This window comes from Wolbachia pipientis (assembly GCF_001752665.1).
GTDB classification, from domain to species: Bacteria; Pseudomonadota; Alphaproteobacteria; order Rickettsiales; family Anaplasmataceae; genus Wolbachia; species Wolbachia pipientis_A.
Map to the genome: position 1 here is coordinate 18,656 of NZ_MJMG01000011.1, position 19,234 is coordinate 37,889.

Here is a 19,234-nt window from a genome sequence, read left to right on the forward strand (position 1 = left end):
GATTATCAGTTTCTAGAGTAGGTTCTGCTGCACAGTTGAGTTCTGTAAAAAAAATTGCTGGTTCTATTAAATTAGATCTAGCGCAGTATAGAGAATTGGAGGATTTTGCAAAATTTGGTTCTGATCTTGATCCGAGTGTTCAATTGTCTTTAGAAAAAGGGCGGTATCTTGTGGAATTATTAAAGCAACAGCAACATTCTCCAGTATCAATAGAAGAACAGATATTACTTATGTATGTCTTTTCCAACTTATATGATCAGTTACGTAATATAAGGTTAGATAATATTGGTAAGTTTGAGCATGACCTTATCAATTATGTACGTACCATGCATGCTGACCTCTTAAAAATGTTGTCAAGTGCAATGGGTGATGATATAAAGAACAATATTTTTAATGTTGTACATAGTTTTATTGATCGGTTTTAGGCATGACTTCTTCTACTATAAATAAATTTCCTATGACAAAGGAAGGCTTTGAGCGTATGCGGGCAGAGCTTGATAAACTTAAAAAGGAAAAGCCTACCATAATACAAGCTATTTCGGATGCACGTGATCATGGTGATTTATCAGAGAATGCTGAATATCATACTGCACGTGAGAGACTAGGTTTTATAGAGGGTCGTATTATGGAAGTAGAGCATAAATTATCGCATGCGGAAGTAATTGATGTACACAGTTTATCTGGTGATGTTGTAATGTTCGGTGCAACTGTAACGTTGAATATGTTGAGTGATGATGGAGGTGAGGCAGAGTATATTTATAAAATTGTAGGTGAGTGTGAAGCTGATGTGTCACAACAGTTAATATCCAGTAACTCACCTTTAGGCAGTGCTTTAATTGGTAAAAAGGTAGGTGAATATGTAGAAGTTGTTGTACCTAATGGGGAAAAGTTATATAAAATAGTTAAAATTGAATTTAAGTAAAATGGCCGTTTATGCATCAGTTGATATTGATGGTATTTCTTCCGTAGAAAGTGTGCTTGAAGATGCCTATTCTGGTAAGTTATTTATTCTAGTAGATGATGAAGACAGAGAGAATGAAGGGGATATGGTTGTCTTAGCTGAGAAAGTTCAACCAGAGCATATAGCTTTTATGGTAAGATATGGTACAGGGATTGTATGTTTATCTATGACTAAATCCCATATGAGAAATTTGAATATTGGTTTCATGGAAAAAAAAAATGTTTGTGATGATCACACAGCATTTACTACATCTATAGATGCATCCCACGGTATAACTACAGGTGTATCAGCAAAAGATAGGGCGAAAACTATACTTACTGCCATTGATGGAAGTAGTACTCAAGATGATATTGTGACACCTGGTCATGTTTTTCCTGTGATTGCTACTGAAGGTGGAGTGCTTAAACGTGCTGGACATACTGAAGCGAGTGTAGAAGTGGCAAAATTGGTAGGCTTTAATCATGCAGCAGTGATTTGCGAATTAATAAATGATGATGGTTCTATGATGCGTTTACCTGATATGCTTAAATTTGCTATACGACATGGAATGAAAGTGACCACAATAGATAGACTTGTAACCTATCTCACGAATACACGTAGTTAATTTATGTTTAAGATTGCAAGTTTGTTAGCTCTACTGTTTTTTTACATTCCATCTTATGCTACTGACATTTTTCGAGATAGCGAAGTAGAAACAATAGTCAAAAACTTGGGACAGCCTTTGTTCGATGCTGCAGGCGTTGATAGTAAGCAAATAAAAGTTTTTGTGGTTAATGATAATTCAGTGAACGCATTTATTATAGATAATAAAAATATTTTTATCCATTTAGGACTTTTACAATATTCAACAGAGCCGTATGTACTTCTTGGTGTATTAGCACATGAGATAGCTCATATAGCTGCTGGTCATATGTTACAGAATGTGCATATTACTGGTAATCTTGCGTCAGTTTTACTTGGTAGCTGTTTGTTAGGGCTGATTCCAGGCGCTATAGTTGATGTCGAAATTGCTAGTGCACTTGTATTAGGCAGTGTTACAGTTGGTATAAATTCGCTCCGTTCATATTCGCAAGAACAGGAGAAAATGGCAGATAGCTATGCCTTGAAATACTTAGATGAGTCAGGATATGATAATGTGGGTGTAAAAGCACTTCTTAATGATTTCAAAAGTATTGAACCAAAACATACTGAACAATATATACGTACTCATCCATTGAGTAACCAACGTTTAATTATCGTACAAAATTATAAAGTTAAAAATGAGCTTAAACCAATTCCTGTTAAGGAATTATTGAGATTTAAACGTATGGTGATAAAGCTTGATTCGCTTTTTATTCCTATTGATGTATTGCACGATAAATATGGATGGAATGATAATGATAGAGCGTATGTAGATGCTATAGTATATTATAGAGAAGGTAAAATAGATAAAGCTATAATGCAAATTGATACACTAGTTACAAAAGATCCACATCTCTATGAATTAAAAGCAGAGATATTATATAAAGCAGGAAGATTAAGTGAATCCATAGAGAATTATGAAAAATTTCTTCAACATGTATCTGATGAAAGTGGTTTAGTAAGGCTTGGGCTATCACATACTTTATTATTACATGGTAATGTAAAAAGAGCAATTTTCTATCTTGAGCAAATTATTGATATAGAACCAGATGATGCTTTGGCTTGGGGATATTTAAGTATTGCATATAAACATGATTCCAATATGGCCATGTATTATTTTGCTTTAGCAAGAAAAGCTTTTATTACAAATGACTCAAAGCAATTTGTCAAATATGCTAGTTTAGCTACTAATTCTTTGCCAGAAGGCAGTCTTCATTTGTTACAAATAGAGGATATGAAGAAATCTAAAAAGTTAAAATCATAGAGTATATGGCAATGTATATGCTGAATATGGTAAAGATAACATGAATATCAAGAAAGATTTATCTAAGCGAAAGACAAGATTAGGTAATGCATACTTAATGAAACTAAAGAATAGAAGAAGCAAAAGCAACGAAACCAAGGAAAGAGAGTATAATTTTTTATCGAAACAAGAGAAATACACTGAAAGTGCTTAATTTTTCTGAAAAAGCACTCGATTAGGTGTAGTCCTTTGTAAAAATGTCTAAAAATTTTCGTATTTTATCTTCTTGCTTCACTTGAATATTTTTGATAGCTTTCAAAAACTCATAAATTATTTTTCAATCTTCTGTTTTTATGTAACACTTATATATGGTAGCATCTCCTTTAAAAAGATGTTACCTTATTTTATATTATTGTATCTTTCTGGTTCTATAGTAAATTAAGTTGAATTAGACATTTAAAGAAAGCGAAAATTGTATCAAATAATAGTAGAAAATGAGTTATATCATGTATATGAGCTCGTTGTCATTTTTTCTTATAATTTACTCTTTTTAGATTCCTAATGCAATCTAATCTACTATATAACTGCACACTACCTAAGTCAAAGATTTAATTTATTTTCATAACCAAAAATATCAAGTAGCTCTTTAATGTCATTCGCTATATGAATTAAGTCAAATAATCCCTGATCTTTACACATGTCAGCAAATTTAAATCCTATATGCCCAGATTGTTTTATACCTAAAATATTTCCGCTACCTCTAATCATAAGATCTTTCTCAGCAATATAAAATCCATCTTGCGATTCACAAATAATTTTTAACTTCGTTTTGTTTAAGTAACCACTATATAACAATATACAAAAAGAAGGCTTATTGCCTCGTCCTACTCTACCACGTAATTGATGTAGCTGTGATAATCCAAATTGTTCTGCATTTTCTACGATCATGATTGTTGCATCTGGTATATCTATACCTACCTCTATTACAGTTGTTGCTACAAGTAAAACTATCGCTCCCTTTTTAAAAGAAAACATAACCTGATTTTTTTCATCCTGAGTCAATCTACCATGTATTATTCCAACTCTGTTAGTAAAAACTTTCCTTAACTTTTGAAAGCGTACCTCTGCTGCAGCAATATCAAGATTTTCATTTTCTTCTATATAAGGACAGATCCAGTATGCCTTTTCTCCTTTATCAATGGCAATTTTCAACCTATCAATTACATTCTGTACTTTCTCTATATTAATAGCAACGGTTTTTATTTTTGACCTAGATTGCGGTTTTTCTTTTAAAATTGAACAGTCTATATCACCATATATAGCTTGTTGTAATGTTCTAGGAATTGGAGTTGCAGTAATAAAAAGTATATCTGCATTATTCCCCTTTTCTATTAAACGGTATCTTTGCATTACACCAAATCTTTGTTGTTCGTCTACCACTACTAGACCTAAATTTTTAAATATAATGTTATCCTGAAACAATGCATGAGTACCTACCACTATATTTGAAATGCCACTTGCAAGTTCATTTACTATCAGCTTTTTTTCTTTCCTAGAGCTTTTGCCTGTTAATAATGCAACTTTTATATCAGTACACGATAAAATTTCCTCAATCCAGTTATAATGTTGTTCGGCTAATATAGTTGTAGGTACCATAAAAGCTGCTTGTAACCCATTTTCAATAGCATTTAGCATCACAAAAAGTGCAACTACAGTCTTACCACTTCCTACATCACCTTGTAATAAATTTATCATATGATATTCAGACTTTTGCTTCTCTGAAATTTCTGCTATTGCTTTAATTTGATCACTAGTTAATTGAAAGGGTAGCTTACTTAAAACTTGATCCTTATATTTATTAGATATTGTAAATTGTCGCTCCTTTCTTTTTAGATTATCTGTCCTTATTAATTTTAATGCCATCTGATATGCATATAACTCGTCGTAAGCAAGTCTTTCTCTACATATTTCTATTTCTGCTAAGGAATTTGGTTGATGTAGCCTGATAATGCTTTCTTGCCAACTAAACCACCCTTTCTTATTAAGAATTTCATTGTCTATCCATTCTGGTAAATTTGGCAGATCCTTCAGACAAAAATTTATTATATTTTTAATATTTTTGCTAGTAATACCACGACTTGTTTGATATATTGGTTCTATACATGCAGTTTCCTTAAATTGATTTAGATCAAGCAACACATAATCAGGATGAGTAATTTGTAATTGTCCAACAAAAATTTCAAGTTTGCCACTAATAATTACAGTAGAATTTGGAGGGAATAACTTGTACAAATATTTAATAGAATAATTAAAAAAAACAATAAATATGCATCTATTGTTACTTTCAACAATAATTTTATATGGCTTCTTTTTTACACCAGGAGGCTCATGTTTTTGAACTTTCGCAATAAAAGTTGCGATTTCACCAACTTTAGCATCTGATAGCGACTTTCTTCTATCAACATAGCTGATCGGTTTATAGAGCAATAAATCTATTACTCTGACTCCTCCACAAAGTTTAGTTAGTACTGCAGTATAAAATTTAGATAAAGTAACTGTTAAAAAAAGTCTTTCATATGTTTGCACAAATCGTGCTTACTTCTCTTGTTGTTTTTGTGCTACAGGCTCACAACTAACATCCTCAGTAAACAAAAATTTTGGGAAATCACTTGCCATTTCCTTTTTCATTTCCTCTAATATTTGTCCTCCCTTGTCTGTTAGCTTGTATTCAGCGGTACCTTGTTTACATACCGCAAGCTCTATTCTCTCTGGTTTTGCAAGCATTTTACTGTTAAACATACTGATTACTTTATTCAACATTTCATTAGATAAGGATGTACTCTAGCATACTGCGTACTAGCAGCCATAAACTCCATAATGGTGTAGTGGTAAGCAGTAGTAGAAAACATTGTAACATCAAACTTGTAATGCAATAAATCACCACCACTCCTTTCCAATTTTTCTAATTCTTCAACTAATTCTTTTTGCTTTATTTGTGCTTGATCCCTATCGCTAGCAGTAGATAAAACATTACCGCCAATCCACATTTTAAGTGTATCATTCATATTAAGCATATCATTCAATGTACCACTTTTTGAATATTGCTCTAACACTTGCGAATAATGCTTGTTTTAAATCATTTCCATTATTTATTAAATTTCTTTGTGAGACTCTATTGCGCATACTAAAAATTCCAAAGTATAATGGTCTATAGCCATGTCTTACCTCCTAGTATTAAATTTACATTTTATGTTAGCATGCCAGTAAAACTGAATCAAGAAATATATCTAGTGTCATTATACCTTTTTAAGGTACATCAACATGTTTATTATAGCTGCTGGAGTCATGCCTTGTATTTGTTTTACTGTTCCTATAGTAGTCGGCTTAATAGTACGTAACTTTTCTAGTACTTCATTTGATAATCCTTTGATCTGAGAATAATCAAAATCTAATGGAATATGTGTATCATATTCTTCCTGTAAAAATTTTATATCTGCTTCTTGTCTTGCTAAATAAGGTTTATATTTTGCTTCAATCTCAATTATCTCACCTAAATCACTCTGTATGGAACTCAACTCTGGCCATATTTCTTTTAATCTCTTTAAAGTAATGTTTGAGTAACTAAGGAGATCTAATCCTGTTTTTTTTATCCCGTCATAAGATATCTTAATGCCATAAGATGCAAGTTGCTCTGGAGTAATGGTTAAACTCCGTAATTTCTCTTCTGCGTATTCGATAGACTCTAATTTCTTTTTTAAAATAGAATATCTTTCATACGAAACCAGGGAAATATTGTAACCCTTTTGTGTTAATCTTCTATCAGCATTGTCTGACCTGATTGATAATCTATATTCTGCACGTGAGGTAAATAATCTATATGGTTCTGTTACACCTTTCATCACTAAATCATCTATCATTACACCTATATATGAGTCGGTCCTGTGAAGAACAAAATTCCCGTATGCTGCATTTATTCCTGCAATTATGCCTTGCCCTGCCGCTTCTTCGTATCCAGTAGTACCATTGATCTGACCTGCAAAATAAAGTCCTCGAATTTTCTTGGTTTCCAGAGTATGATATAATTCCCTTGGATCAATATAATCATACTCAATGTGATATCCAGGTCTTAATATTTCAGCATGTTCAAGGCCTTTAATACTCCTGATCATTTCATATTGTATTTCAACAGGTAACGAAGTAGAGACACCATTCGGATATACAGTATCATCATCAAGTCCTTCTGGTTCCAAAAATATTTGATGACTATTTTTTGCTGCAAATTTTTTAATTTTGGCCTCAAGTCCTGGACAATACCTCGGTGACATAATACTGTTCAAATACGTAGCAGCAGATCTATGAAGATTTTCCCTCACAATCCTATGGGTGTTTTCATTTGTATGTGTGATAAAACATGAAATCTGTGATTGACTAATCTGCTTTGTTAAATATGAAAATGGTATTGGTGGATAATCACCAACTTGTTCTTTTAATATTTTCCAATTGACAGTATTACGACTTAACCTCGGTGGAGTTCCGGTATATAATCTTCCTAATTGAAAATTGTACTTTTTTAAAATATTGGAAAGTTTTACTGTTGGCTTTTCTCCTATTCTGCCACCTGGTGTAGACTTTTCTCCTATACGCACTATGCCGCGTAAGAAGGTTCCAGTAGTGAGTATAACTTTGTTAGAGAATATGTATTCTCCATAGTCCGTGATAACTGCTTTTATTTTATCGTTTTCTATTACCAAATCATCAACAGCTGCCTCTTTTACTGTAAGGTTTGAATAGTTTAAGATAGTTTCCTGCATTGCCTGCTTATACAGTTTACGGTCTGCCTGGGCACGTGGTCCCCATACCGCAGCACCTTTACTTCTATTTAAAACCACAGAGTGTATACTTGCTTGGTCAATTACTCTACCCATGACTCCATCAAGAGCGTCAATTTCTCTTACTACAATACCTTTTGCAATTCCTCCAATTGAAGGATTACACGACATTTCTCCTATAGTAGAGATCTTGTGTGTTATGAGTAAAGTTTGTGCACCAAGACGTGCCGATGCCGTTGCAGCCTCACAACCTGCATGTCCACCACCTATTACAATTACATCATACATTGAAATAAAAGAGCTTGTTTATCCGTGACGTCTGTTATTCGCTTGCTTCTCTTTATTTATACGAGTAAGAGAGGAATCTTCAACTTGTGTGTTAGGCCCTGTATAAGGCTCTGCTTCTTTGTAATTGAGCAACCATATTTCTTGTTCTTGTTTACTGTTGTTAGCGGCTTCTGATATTAACTTTGTATGTTGACGGTATGCAGACCACCAGTCCGCACCACCAACAACAGGTTCTTTGTACATTGCTCCACTTCCCCTATAACATATTTCTTTTTTCTTACTTACTTTCATGTCTTGTTAACTTTATCCTTAAAAACTTTACATATGTTATCATATGTGATATACTTGTAAACACTTTAATTAAGATTTCGTAAACAAATTGTTAAGTCTTTTTTTAATTCCTGATAGCTTGCCTGTACAATGTTCCTATGGGTCACTATTATATAATAATGACCTAAACTACTTACATTCAGGACTACTACCCTAGCAAGCGCCTTAAGTCTTCTCTTAATTTTATTTCTCTGTACAGCTTTACCTATCTTCTTACCGACAGCAAGTCCTATTCTAATAACATATTTATATTTTGTAGGCTCTAATTCCTTTATAACATATAATGATATATAAGATCCACGAGAAAAAGACTTGTTAAATAACTGCCTATTCTTAAATACAAAAGCAAAATCTTTTTTTTTATACTAGATAATTTTATCATGCACACAGCTTTCTACACCCTAAAGAACGGCGCCTATTTAGAATTTTTCTACCGGCTCTTGTTGCCATACGTGTACGAAATCCATGCCTACGCTTTCTTATTAAATTTTTTGGTTGAAATGTACGCTTCATTTTCTTTAGTATTGATACATGAGCTTTAGTTTAATTTATTTTACCTTATAGTCAAATCAGTTCAAGAAAAAAATTAATGTCACAGTGTAAAATCAAAAATTACTTATGTTTAAGTTGTCTCTGGATACTACTGCCTGTTGCAATTCTTTATATTACCTTTGAGCATACTGCTTATATTACCATATTAGTGTCCTTGCTGATATTCTCCTTTGTTTTCATAATCAAAAAATACCAAGTAATAAAATTTCTTCTATTTTTAGCTCTAGCTATATCATTCTGTACTACCATGTTTGTAATGCTATCTATTCTTATTCAATCCATTACATTTTTTCATAAAGTACCTATTACAGAACTCTTATTCTGTTTAGAATGGAACCATAATATAGTAACTATTAACAACGAAAAAATAGGATGTTTTGGCATAGCTCCACTCTTGATTGGTACACTGCTTATAACTATTGTAGCAATGATATTTGCAATTCCTTTGGGGCTGTTTTCTGCAATATATATTAGCGAATATGCTAGTAAGAGGACACGCTATATAGTTAATACGACATTACAAACCCTATCAGCAATTCCTACAGTTGTATATGGATATTTCTCCATTATATTCTTATCGTCTCTAGTAAAACAAACAGCCAATTTATTCAATTTAAGTGTGCATTCAGAGAATGCTCTAGTGGCAGGCTTATCCATCGGAATAATGATTCTGCCTTTTTTTGTTTCCTTACTAGAAGACGCTATAAGATCTGTGCCAAAAAGTTTACGGTATGGCTTTATGGCATTAGGTGCAACTCCTGCAGAGACTATATGGCATATAATAATACCTTACGCAATGCCGACAATTTTAAGTGCAGTTTTATTATCTATTTCTAGAGTTATAGGTGAAACTATGATTGTATTAATGGCTGTCGGAATTAATGCAAATCTAACTTTTAACCCTCTCCACTCAGTCACTACTATTACAGTACAAATCGCTACACTATTAACAGGTGATCAAGATTTTAACAGTGTACAAACTCTTGCTGCTTATGCTCTTAGCCTGGTTTTGTTTATTGTTACTTGGTTGCTGAATGCATTGGCGTTATTTGTAATAAAGCGCAATTAGCTTGCAAAATTTTCACCGATAATATAGTATTTATTTTTTAAAAGGGTATAGTGGCAAAGCACAAGAAGCTAAATATAGGTAAAGTAATCAAAGTAACACAAGCAGTTATTGATTTGCAGTTTGATAGTCATTTACCCAAAATATTACATGCCTTAGAAGGTAGATCTCGGTATAAACATGAAAAATTGATTTTAGAAGTTTCACAGCATATAGGTGATCATATAGTTCGCTGTATTGCTATGGATAACACAGATGGTGTGGCTAGAAACGATGAATTCGTTGATACAGGTGCCCCAATTACAGTACCTGTTGGACATGCAACTTTAGGGAGAATTTTTAATGTTATTGGAAAACCTATAGACAATTGTGGTTCACTAGGTCAAGCATTGAGTTTGGAACCTATACATAAAGACCCACCAAACTTCACTGAACAAAGGATACAAGAAGAAATTTTAGTAACAGGAATAAAAGTAATAGATCTTCTGGCACCTTATTTAAAAGGAGGAAAAATTGGCTTATTCGGTGGTGCTGGAGTTGGTAAAACAGTCATTATAATGGAGCTAATAAATAATATAGCAAAAGTTCATAAAGGATTTTCTGTGTTTGCAGGTGTAGGGGAGAGAACACGTGAAGGTAACGACCTTTATCATGAAATGATTACATCAAATGTGATTAATGTAAATGAACCTGAGAAATCTCAAGCTGTATTAGTTTACGGTCAGATGAATGAACCTCCAGGAGCAAGAGCTAGAGTTGCTTTAACAGCTTTAACTATGGCAGAATATTTTCGTGATCGTGAAAATCAAGATGTTTTATTTTTTGTTGATAATATCTTTAGATTTACTCAAGCTGGTTCTGAAATCTCTGCACTACTTGGGAGAATACCATCCGCTGTAGGTTATCAACCTACACTGGCAACTGATATGGGTATGATGCAAGAGAGAATAGCTTCAACTACTTCCGGTTCCATTACTTCTGTTCAAGCTATATATGTTCCAGCAGATGATTTAACTGATCCTGCTCCTGCAGCTGCTTTCACCCATCTTGATGCTACTACAGTATTATCAAGGCAAATAGCTGAAATGGGAATATATCCAGCTATTGATCCGCTTGATTCAACTTCTCATGCACTATCACATGAAATCATCGGTGAAGAACATTACAATGTTGCTTCTGAAGTAAAACGTATATTACAGACCTATAAGTCTTTACAAGATATTATTGCCATACTTGGTATAGATGAATTATCTGATGAAGATAGAGTGATTGTAAACAGAGCACGTAAAATTCAGAAATTCCTTTCCCAACCTTTACATGTTGCAGAGATATTTACCGGCATACCTGGTAAATTTGTTTCACTTTCTGATACTATCTCTAGTTTTAAAGATATCGTAGAAGGGAAATATGATCATTTACCAGAATCAGCTTTTTATATGGTGGGAAATATAGATGAAGCAATCGTAAAAGCTAGCTTATGAACACTTTTAGAGTAGAGATTACATCTATTGAAGATAATATTATATTTGATAAAGTTAGTTCTGTTTCATTAAATGGGCTGGAAGGCAAACTTATGATTTTAGCTAATCATGCTCCTTATGTAATTTGTATATTGCCTGGCATTGTAGTTATTAAAACAGATAATGCAGAAGAAAAAAAAATCACAGTAGATAACGGTATACTGGAAGTTGCAAAAAACAATTGTAATATTATCACATATCACTTTTCACTAATTTAAGATTTTGGAAGCTTAAAATTCATTGTCTATGAAAGAATCCCGTATCATTTTAAGTGTATCATAATCTGTAAAATCTAGCTTAACAGGTGTTATTGTAATAAATCCATCGTGTACTTTGCCCACGCTGCCACTACCAGATGTATTATCGCGTCCCCAATCTAAACTGAAAGAATGATCCACATTTTTAGTAAAGATTACATTAGATTTTATATAATATTTACCCTGTACTGTAAATTCTATACCCTTTGTTTTCTTTGTAGCGGGAAAATTAATATTCATTACTACATTTTGAGGCCAACCAATTTCTATCAATTTCATAATAACCTTTTGTGCAAAAGTTTCTGTATTATGCCAGCTTATACAATTATTTGTATCACATGTTTGACTAAGCGCAATAGATGGTATTAATCGTGAAGCACCTTCCATAGCTGCACCAATTGTTCCAGAATAACAGACATGATCACCTACATTTGATCCATAATTTACTCCAGATAATATCAAGTCTGGTTTTTTATTCATAATCTTATGGAGCGCAATTATTACACAATCTGCGGGAGTACCTGATATACTAAATTCTCGCTTGCCATACTGGTGAATTATTATAGAACGATTTGTAAAACAGCTTAAAGATCTTGCTGCTCCACTTTTTTCACTATCAGGTGCTACTACCCACACTTCTGACGCAAAATTTGATGCTATTTTTTTCAGTAATCCTATTCCTTCACTTCCAAATCCATCATCATTTGTTACTAGCACTTTCATATACGTTTTGTAGATATAATATACAAAATAAGTTAATTAAATCTAAAATATAAGTTAATTAAATCTAAAATGCATTATATCACTATCTTGTACTATATAATCTCTACCCTCAAAGCGAATTTTTCCTGTATCTCTACAAACCACCTCATTACCACATTGTATATAATCATTAAAACTGATAGTTTCTGCCTTTATAAAACCCTTTGCAAAATCTGTATGAATTACCTCTGCAGCTTGTAGAGCAGTAGATCCTCTTTTTATTGGCCACGCATGTGCTTCTTGAGGTCCTACAGTAAAAAAAGTTATCATATCCAGCATTTCATATATGATACGTGCCACGGAATTAAGCCCTGATTCCTTTAAACCAAATTCTAATAAAAAGTTTGCTTTTTCCTCTTCATCATGAATTTCAGCAATATCAGCTTCAAGTTTGGCAGAGATACAATAAAATTTACTGTCATTTCTCTTTGCCATTACCTCTACTTTTTTGGATAATTCATTGCCGACCATAACATTAGTGTCTTCAATATTGCAAACATACATAACAGGCTTTGTTGTTAATAATTGTAGTAATTTCATCTGCTTTTCATCAACATGCTTTAAACTTCTTGCAGGTTTTCCTGATTGCAACACAGCCAATACTTCATGTATTAACTCTAACTGTGTCTTGAATGCTTTGTCACCTGATTTTAACTTTTTTTCAATCTGAGGTAATCTTCTTTCTATACTGTCTATATCAGCCAAAATCATTTCCATTTCTACTACTTCGGCATCCAATAATGGATCTATTTTGTCATGTACATGATTAATATCATTATCCGTAAAACATCTTAATAAATGCAGAATAGCATCCACTTCTCTGATATGGCTTAAGAACTTATTACCAAGACCTTCCCCTTTACTTGCACCTTTAACAAGACCAGCAATATCTACAAATTCTAACTGATTAGAAATTATTTTTTCTGAACCAGCAATATCTGCAATCTGCTTTAAACGTTGGTCTTTTATTGGTACTTTACCTCTATTTGGCTCTATAGTACAAAAAGGGTAATTTGCAGCCTCAGCCAAATTTGATTGTGTAAGTGCATTAAATAATGTTGATTTTCCAATATTAGGCAAACCAACAATACCGCAATTGAAGCTCATCCCGTTATCTAAATAAATTTTGATCCTAAGCAATTAATGATTTGTTTACAACTATATTGTCATAATTCATTTGACTAAGCATATATAATGAGGTAATTTATGGCAAGCAATAATCAGAATAAATCAACAACTACTGTTTCAGAAGAGGCAATATCATACCCTAATAATTTTTATCAAGGTACTGCACCTAAGGATCATAGTTGTTTTTTTCATTCATTCCAACAAAGTTTAGAACAACAACGAGGAATAAAAGTATCTGCGAAACAATTACGTAAAGATTGCGCGGATTTTGCAAATAGTGTATCTGTACCAGACTGGTTTAAAAATGCTATCAATGCAAGTTATGAATTGCGTCACAATAATCAAACAGAAAAACACGAGGAAGTATTACGAAAGGAAACTATTGATCAATATAAAGAAAAAATTATGCAAGATTATAGATGGGGTGATCCTGACATAGAAGGAAAAATACTCTGTAAAAAATATAATGTAAAGCTGCATATTATAGAAAAAAATCCATTATGCACTACATCTAGTGATCAACCACAATTTCTTCACCAACTTATAGATGCTGACAAAAATTGCAATGTAGACGCAAGTGACTCTACAGGCCTTTATAATGGAATTTATAGTGATAGCAGTATTATACATATAATAAATATGGGTAATAATCATTTTGATCCTGTACTCGACAAGAATCTTCTTGAGCCAGTACTCAACAAAAATCTTCAGGAACAGCAGGATTATGAATTAGCAAAAAATTTGCAAATAGAGGAAGATCTTGAAGGCGTAAAATATTTACAGAATGAAGAGCTACAGATATCTCAAGATTTTGAGCTTGCAAGAAATCTACAGATAGAGGAAATTGCAACCTATATAAAAAACACTCAATCAATTGATCCATTAAAAGACTTTGTTAGAAAGGTAATAGAGATATTTAATAAATTAATTCAGCAAAATGATAGGGGTAATATTCAAAATGTTGTTGATGAGTGTGTACGCCATTTTGACAGACAGCAAGTTCTTATTGATAAACAGCAATCTCCAAGCTGCAAGATGGAAGAAGTAAAGCTAACATGCTGTACACCATCTCATGGTATCAGTTGTGCATAAAAGTGTAAGTCAATAGTATATCATGTTTAGATATACTATTTTATATCAGTAAACTTACATAGGTCTTTAATTATGCAACTATTACATAAAGGCTTCTTGGCTTTGCAAACATATCTACCATGCAACACTAACCAATGATGTGCGTAGAATAAATATTCTTTAGGAATAATTTGCATAAGAGATTGCTCTGTCTTAAGTAAGCTTTTTTCTGTTACTAGACCGATTCTATTACTAACTCTAAAAACATGAGTATCAACCGCTAAAGTTGGTATACCAACACTGCAGTTTAGAAAGACGTTGGCGCTTTTCCTCCCAACTCCTGGTAATGCTATTAAACTTCCAAAATTGGCAGGTACCATGCTTCCATGTTTTTCTATTAATATTTTACTAAGATTAATAATATTCTTTGCTTTAGCCTTACATAAGCCAATACTACTAATATATTCTTGCAGTGCAATTTGACCTAAATTTAACATTTCTTCTGGACTACTAATAATTGTAAATAACTTCTTAGTAGCTTTATTAACGCTTATGTCAGTTGCACGTGCTGATAAAACTATAGCAACTAACAATGTAAAATCATTAGTGTAATATAACTCTGTTTTTGGTGTAGGATTTGCTTGTTTCAACCTTTCAAATATCTGCTTTATATCATCCATATAATTTTAACTGAATAACTGTGATTATAGATAAGGGGCTCAACAGTTTGAATTTGGTTGTATCATATTTATTATAGCCTATTAATCCCTTTCATCAACATTTTCATTATATTTTCCATTTACTAAAAAGATAAGATAACTAGGATTCACAGATTTTTAAATATATGTTTACATTACCTATTAATCATTGTACCGTTTTGTTAAACAGGTTTAGTATAATATGTACAAAAAAACATTATCAGTATTTATTTTGCTGTTTTCACAACAAATTTTTGCTGAGCAATATGGATTATACGGGATGATTGGGCATAACACTCCATGCTTAGAGCGTATAACAGAATTCAGTATAGTAGATTCCGCTGGTAATAATACTGTTGAAATAAAGGCTCAAGATGTACAAGTAAGATTTAAGCCATCAGAATCGGGGGGTTGGAGTTTAGATACAGAAAAAAACATAGCCATACCTGTGCCACAATCCACTCTTAGTGTAGAATTTGGTTATAAAGGACAATTTAATAGCGTTCTTGATTATAGAATTGGGGTAGAAGGTATTGCCTCAAATAGTGAGATAACAGATGGTCGCATATCATTTACATATACAAAAGGAGGTGCAAATAAAACTGTATGGTCCGCATATAGTACATCATATAGATCAGGAATGATAAGTTTCTCCTTTTCTACAACAGAGCGGATGTATCGAGGTATACGTCCCTATATTGGAGCTAGTATAGGTGGTGCAGACTTTGGAATATTCGGAAAGCCTTCTATATGGCCTATGTGTCAGTTAAAAGTAGGCAATATATTGACGGTACATGAAAATATACACATATATGTTGGGGGTAAGTATTCAGGTATTTTTGGCAGTGAATATAAGGCTAATGGTGCAAGTGATGTAACAATAAAAAATAGTTCGTTTTCTTCATTGAACATTGAATGTGGTCTAATTTTTCATTATAACACACTTAAGTCACGGAGCAGTGATGCAGTCTAGACTATCTGTAAATGTGAAAGTATTTAAAAAGAAAAAAGAAGATAAAATCAAGGTAGTGAGATGTCAGAAGTAGAAGTAAGGATGAGATTAGTGCAAGAATAGGCCTTTTGCGAAACAGAAAATTATTGCAAAAGCGTAAAAATGTGTCTTTTTGATAAGATTTTCTTGTATTTAATAAAGTAGTTTAAAAATAGTTGACTGACTTATGATCTATTTTTAATATACATAAGGTATGATTAGTGTACAAAATTACACAAAGTATAGTAATAAACTAGAGAAAAGTTTCCCACACTCTATTTTTAGTAATTTCTATGTTGATAGGCAAAGCTCTGATTCTACACAACTTTTTCAATTAATAGACCGTAATAGAGCTTATCTCAAACAGACTTTAGCGTGGTTAGATCGTGCTACTCAAGAAACAGATAGTAAGCGATTCATAGAACAAGCAAATAATAATTTTATTAAATAATCACTTGCATTGGGTATAAGAGAGCAAAACTTATTAATAGGAATGATATCTTTTACTGTAATTGATTGGGATAAAAGGGATGCTCGTATAGGTTATTGGCTAGATCAAAAAATGTAAGGTAATAACAGTAGCATGTAAACATATTATTGCTATAGGGTTTAAAGAATTGGAATTAAAGAAGATATACATTAATTGTTCTACCTTAAATAGAAAGAGTCAGGCAATAGCTGAGAGGTTAAATTTTATAAGAGAAGAAATTATTAAAGATAAAGAATTTTTGTATGATCTATATAACGATCATATAATATATAGTATAACTCATAAAGAACAAGAAAGTTGTGTAACAAGTGATGCTCAAGTGGAAGTGGGGAATATAAGCTGTCTAGGTGACAAGGTTTCAAAATAAAAGGTTGATGTTGGAATATACATTAGTTATTTTGACAATAAGCAACACTACTTTTATTTTAGTTTAATGATAGAATATAGTAGTACTTTTTCTTAACAATTAAATGGTCTATAAAATAAAAACTTATCTAAAAGGGGTTGTATGGTTTATATTGAGCTTACTTAGTAGTGCAGCTAATGATATTATAGTGAGATATTTAGGTCTACATCTTCAAAGCTTTCAAATAGTCTTTTTTCGCTTTTTATTTGGTATTGTCGCTATGCTACCTCTTATCATGTATTATGGTATAGAAACTCTAAAAACAAATAGTATATTTACTCAGATTATTAGAGGCATTCTTTTGTTTTTGGGTATGGTCCTTTGGAGCTATGGGCTAACTATGGCGCAAGTTACTACAGCTACGGTTGTTAGCTTTACTATGCCATTATTTATACTATTGCTTGCAGCATTATTCTTAAGTGAGAATATAATTTGGCAGAGATGGATAGTAACTATTGTCGGTTTTGTTAGTATTGTTGTTACTCTTAAGCCCAACAGTGACATAGCTGTTTTTATCTTTATCATAGCTATACTCTTTTTTGCTATGTTGGATATAATTAATAAACGGCTTGTGATACAAGAATCAATAATAAGTATGTTATTTTTTTCATCTTTGGTAGTAACAATTCTTTCTGGTCCATTCGTATTAATCTATTGGTATACTCCTTCTTGGCTAGAGTTAATATTATTATTTATACTTGGTATAAATGCGAATCTAATTTTATTTTTTATACTAAAAGCCTTTGCAATTGTTGACGTCACTGCTCTTGCACCATATAGATATTTCGAATTAGTAATTTCTACAGTTGCAGCTTATTTTATGTTTAATGAGCTTCCTGATAAAAACATTTTATATAGTACTTTGATACTAATACCATCGACTTTGTTTATAATTTATTCAGAAAATAAAAAGTTCTAAGTGGATGTACAGTTCCAAAGAGTGATGACTTTATCATTTAAAAAGAGTGATTACGGGACAGATATTACATGGGTGTGCCAAAACAACAGAGACAGTGCGTAGAGCTATATAAAATAGTCAAGAGAGCGTAAAACTTGCTGTTTGAGAAATAATTTCATGAGCAAGAATCTCTCTATTACTGTTTACAATTGCTACGGCAGTTTCATCACAGCTGGTTTCTATAGCCAAAACGGTATGTTTTCATGTCTATAGCTAGTTCAATATTTGTACCTATACCAAATTGACATTTCTCTGTAAAGAATAGAATATAAATATGGAATTTTTATATTGATCGCATTTTTATAATTAATACTAGTTGTATGAATAACAAGAGTGAATTTAAAGGGTAAAAATAGATTATGGTTATTGAGTCAAAAATAAAAAATGTTGAAGGTGAATGCTCATATTTCGAACAAAGGGCTACCAATAGTGAAGAAGAAAAAAGCTATTATTTTAATCAGCCGGTTGTAATGTTTCCTATTACTGAGGGAAACAAGTCGGTTGTGGAGAATATAGTTAAAAATATGCATATATCTATAGAAAAGTGTGGAATTGGGCTTGCACATAACCAATATCCCAAACAAGACGGTGCAATAAATCCTTTTTATTATAGATGGGAAAGACGGCTATAGTGATGTGTTATTTGAAGCATTTATAAATCCTTTAATAGTTGGATATAGCAGTGAAAAGGTAGGTTTTTATCACAAGTGTTTGAGTGCTATTGGTATAGGCCCAGCTAAAGTATCTACTTATAAGGAGATTCTAATTGCATTTTTTTCAGAAGATTTAGCATTACCTTATGTGGATACTGTAAATAGCTATATTAACGGTGATCGTTATATTCATGCAGAGGAATCTTATTTAGATCGAGAAGAGATGGAAAGAATAGATAAACGTGGTAGGATAATAGAACATGTAGTAGACGATATACCTTGCCTTATTGGTGATGAAACCTTAGCAAAATGTAGGAAATTTTTAATAAATAATAAATTATATAATGATGCTTTAAAACAATATTTACATAATCATCCTGAAGATAAATTTTTACATGATAATCTAATGG

General features: G+C 32.3%; 21 protein-coding genes and 3 pseudogenes. 14 read left to right on the forward strand and 10 right to left on the reverse strand.

The features are described 5' to 3' along the window. The 4 genes and pseudogenes from BIY23_RS05590 to BIY23_RS04560 form a co-directional block, all read left to right on the forward strand. Positions 1-425: pseudogene (locus tag BIY23_RS05590) on the forward strand (F0F1 ATP synthase subunit alpha); the annotation flags it as partial. Between the two features lie 2 nt (positions 426-427). Continuing rightward, complete coding sequence (gene greA / locus BIY23_RS04550; protein WP_070065342.1) at positions 428-922, forward strand: transcription elongation factor GreA; 495 nt, start codon at positions 428-430, stop codon at positions 920-922. A 1-nt stretch (position 923) separates the two neighbouring features. Then, entirely contained in the window at positions 924-1,565 is a 642-nt protein-coding gene (gene ribB, locus BIY23_RS04555) for a 3,4-dihydroxy-2-butanone-4-phosphate synthase (protein ID WP_070065343.1), read from the forward strand. A 3-nt stretch (positions 1,566-1,568) separates the two neighbouring features. After that, positions 1,569-2,846 (forward strand): M48 family metalloprotease, encoded by a 1,278-nt coding sequence (locus BIY23_RS04560; protein ID WP_070065344.1) that lies wholly within the window; start codon positions 1,569-1,571, stop codon positions 2,844-2,846. 579 nt (positions 2,847-3,425) lie between these two features. Here BIY23_RS04560 and BIY23_RS04565 read toward each other — a convergent pair. From BIY23_RS04565 to rpmH, 7 genes and pseudogenes are all read right to left on the reverse strand, one after another. Further along, complete coding sequence (locus BIY23_RS04565) at positions 3,426-5,411, reverse strand: ATP-dependent DNA helicase RecG (protein WP_070065345.1); 1,986 nt, start codon at positions 5,409-5,411, stop codon at positions 3,426-3,428. Between the two features lie 9 nt (positions 5,412-5,420). Beyond that, complete coding sequence (locus BIY23_RS04570) at positions 5,421-5,624, reverse strand: hypothetical protein (RefSeq protein ID WP_148115234.1); 204 nt, start codon at positions 5,622-5,624, stop codon at positions 5,421-5,423. A 14-nt stretch (positions 5,625-5,638) separates the two neighbouring features. Continuing rightward, entirely contained in the window at positions 5,639-5,890 is a 252-nt protein-coding gene (locus tag BIY23_RS04575; RefSeq protein ID WP_148115235.1) for a hypothetical protein, read from the reverse strand. A gap of 231 nt (positions 5,891-6,121) precedes the next feature. Beyond that, complete coding sequence (mnmG, locus tag BIY23_RS04580) at positions 6,122-7,942, reverse strand: tRNA uridine-5-carboxymethylaminomethyl(34) synthesis enzyme MnmG (protein WP_070065348.1); 1,821 nt, start codon at positions 7,940-7,942, stop codon at positions 6,122-6,124. An 18-nt stretch (positions 7,943-7,960) separates the two neighbouring features. Further along, complete coding sequence (locus BIY23_RS04585) at positions 7,961-8,233, reverse strand: hypothetical protein (RefSeq protein ID WP_070065349.1); 273 nt, start codon at positions 8,231-8,233, stop codon at positions 7,961-7,963. Positions 8,234-8,298: 65 nt separating this feature from the next. After that, positions 8,299-8,622, reverse strand: a pseudogene (gene rnpA, locus BIY23_RS05030) (ribonuclease P protein component); the annotation flags it as partial. Positions 8,623-8,650: 28 nt separating this feature from the next. After that, positions 8,651-8,785 carry a 50S ribosomal protein L34 gene (gene rpmH / locus BIY23_RS04590; RefSeq protein WP_070065350.1) on the reverse strand — a complete coding sequence of 45 codons (135 nt, stop codon included), beginning with the start codon at positions 8,783-8,785 and terminating at the stop codon, positions 8,651-8,653. Between the two features lie 238 nt (positions 8,786-9,023). Here rpmH and pstC point away from each other — a divergent pair. From pstC to BIY23_RS04605, 3 genes and pseudogenes are all read left to right on the forward strand, one after another. Then, positions 9,024-9,893: pseudogene (pstC, locus tag BIY23_RS04595) on the forward strand (phosphate ABC transporter permease subunit PstC); the annotation flags it as partial. A 50-nt stretch (positions 9,894-9,943) separates the two neighbouring features. Continuing rightward, the gene (atpD, locus tag BIY23_RS04600; protein ID WP_081326572.1) at positions 9,944-11,371 is read left to right on the forward strand and encodes a F0F1 ATP synthase subunit beta; all 1,428 of its coding nucleotides are present in this window, start codon (positions 9,944-9,946) and stop codon (positions 11,369-11,371) included. Beyond that, on the forward strand, positions 11,368-11,628 hold the full coding sequence (locus BIY23_RS04605) for a F0F1 ATP synthase subunit epsilon (RefSeq protein ID WP_070065353.1): 261 nt from the start codon (positions 11,368-11,370) through the stop codon (positions 11,626-11,628). Before atpD ends, BIY23_RS04605 begins: the two co-directional genes overlap by 4 nt. A gap of 12 nt (positions 11,629-11,640) precedes the next feature. Here BIY23_RS04605 and surE read toward each other — a convergent pair whose 3' ends face one another. Both surE and ychF read right to left on the reverse strand, forming a co-directional pair. After that, a complete protein-coding gene (surE, locus tag BIY23_RS04610; protein WP_070065354.1) occupies positions 11,641-12,390 on the reverse strand; it encodes a 5'/3'-nucleotidase SurE in 750 nt (249 codons plus the stop codon). A 54-nt stretch (positions 12,391-12,444) separates the two neighbouring features. Beyond that, entirely contained in the window at positions 12,445-13,536 is a 1,092-nt protein-coding gene (ychF, locus tag BIY23_RS04615) for a redox-regulated ATPase YchF (protein WP_070065355.1), read from the reverse strand. Between the two features lie 99 nt (positions 13,537-13,635). Between ychF and BIY23_RS04620 the strand changes: the two genes are divergently transcribed. Continuing rightward, a complete protein-coding gene (locus BIY23_RS04620; protein WP_070065356.1) occupies positions 13,636-14,649 on the forward strand; it encodes an OTU domain-containing protein in 1,014 nt (337 codons plus the stop codon). Between the two features lie 35 nt (positions 14,650-14,684). Here BIY23_RS04620 and nth read toward each other — a convergent pair whose 3' ends face one another. After that, positions 14,685-15,308 carry an endonuclease III gene (gene nth, locus BIY23_RS04625; protein WP_070065357.1) on the reverse strand — a complete coding sequence of 208 codons (624 nt, stop codon included), beginning with the start codon at positions 15,306-15,308 and terminating at the stop codon, positions 14,685-14,687. A 220-nt stretch (positions 15,309-15,528) separates the two neighbouring features. On the opposite strand from nth, the gene BIY23_RS04630 reads away from it, so the two are divergent. The 6 genes from BIY23_RS04630 to BIY23_RS04655 form a co-directional block, all read left to right on the forward strand. Further along, the gene (locus BIY23_RS04630) at positions 15,529-16,299 is read left to right on the forward strand and encodes a hypothetical protein (protein ID WP_070065358.1); all 771 of its coding nucleotides are present in this window, start codon (positions 15,529-15,531) and stop codon (positions 16,297-16,299) included. 232 nt (positions 16,300-16,531) lie between these two features. Further along, on the forward strand, positions 16,532-16,768 hold the full coding sequence (locus BIY23_RS04635; RefSeq protein ID WP_070065359.1) for a GNAT family protein: 237 nt from the start codon (positions 16,532-16,534) through the stop codon (positions 16,766-16,768). Between the two features lie 166 nt (positions 16,769-16,934). Then, positions 16,935-17,174: a GNAT family N-acetyltransferase gene (locus BIY23_RS04640; protein ID WP_070065360.1), complete on the forward strand. Its 240-nt coding sequence runs from the start codon at positions 16,935-16,937 to the stop codon at positions 17,172-17,174. Positions 17,175-17,277: 103 nt separating this feature from the next. After that, positions 17,278-18,132 (forward strand): DMT family transporter, encoded by an 855-nt coding sequence (locus BIY23_RS04645; protein WP_070065361.1) that lies wholly within the window; start codon positions 17,278-17,280, stop codon positions 18,130-18,132. 398 nt (positions 18,133-18,530) lie between these two features. Then, a complete protein-coding gene (locus BIY23_RS04650) occupies positions 18,531-18,803 on the forward strand; it encodes a hypothetical protein (protein WP_070065362.1) in 273 nt (90 codons plus the stop codon). A gap of 4 nt (positions 18,804-18,807) precedes the next feature. Then, the coding region (locus tag BIY23_RS04655; protein ID WP_222523875.1) for a hypothetical protein at positions 18,808-19,234 on the forward strand (427 nt) is incomplete at its 3' end.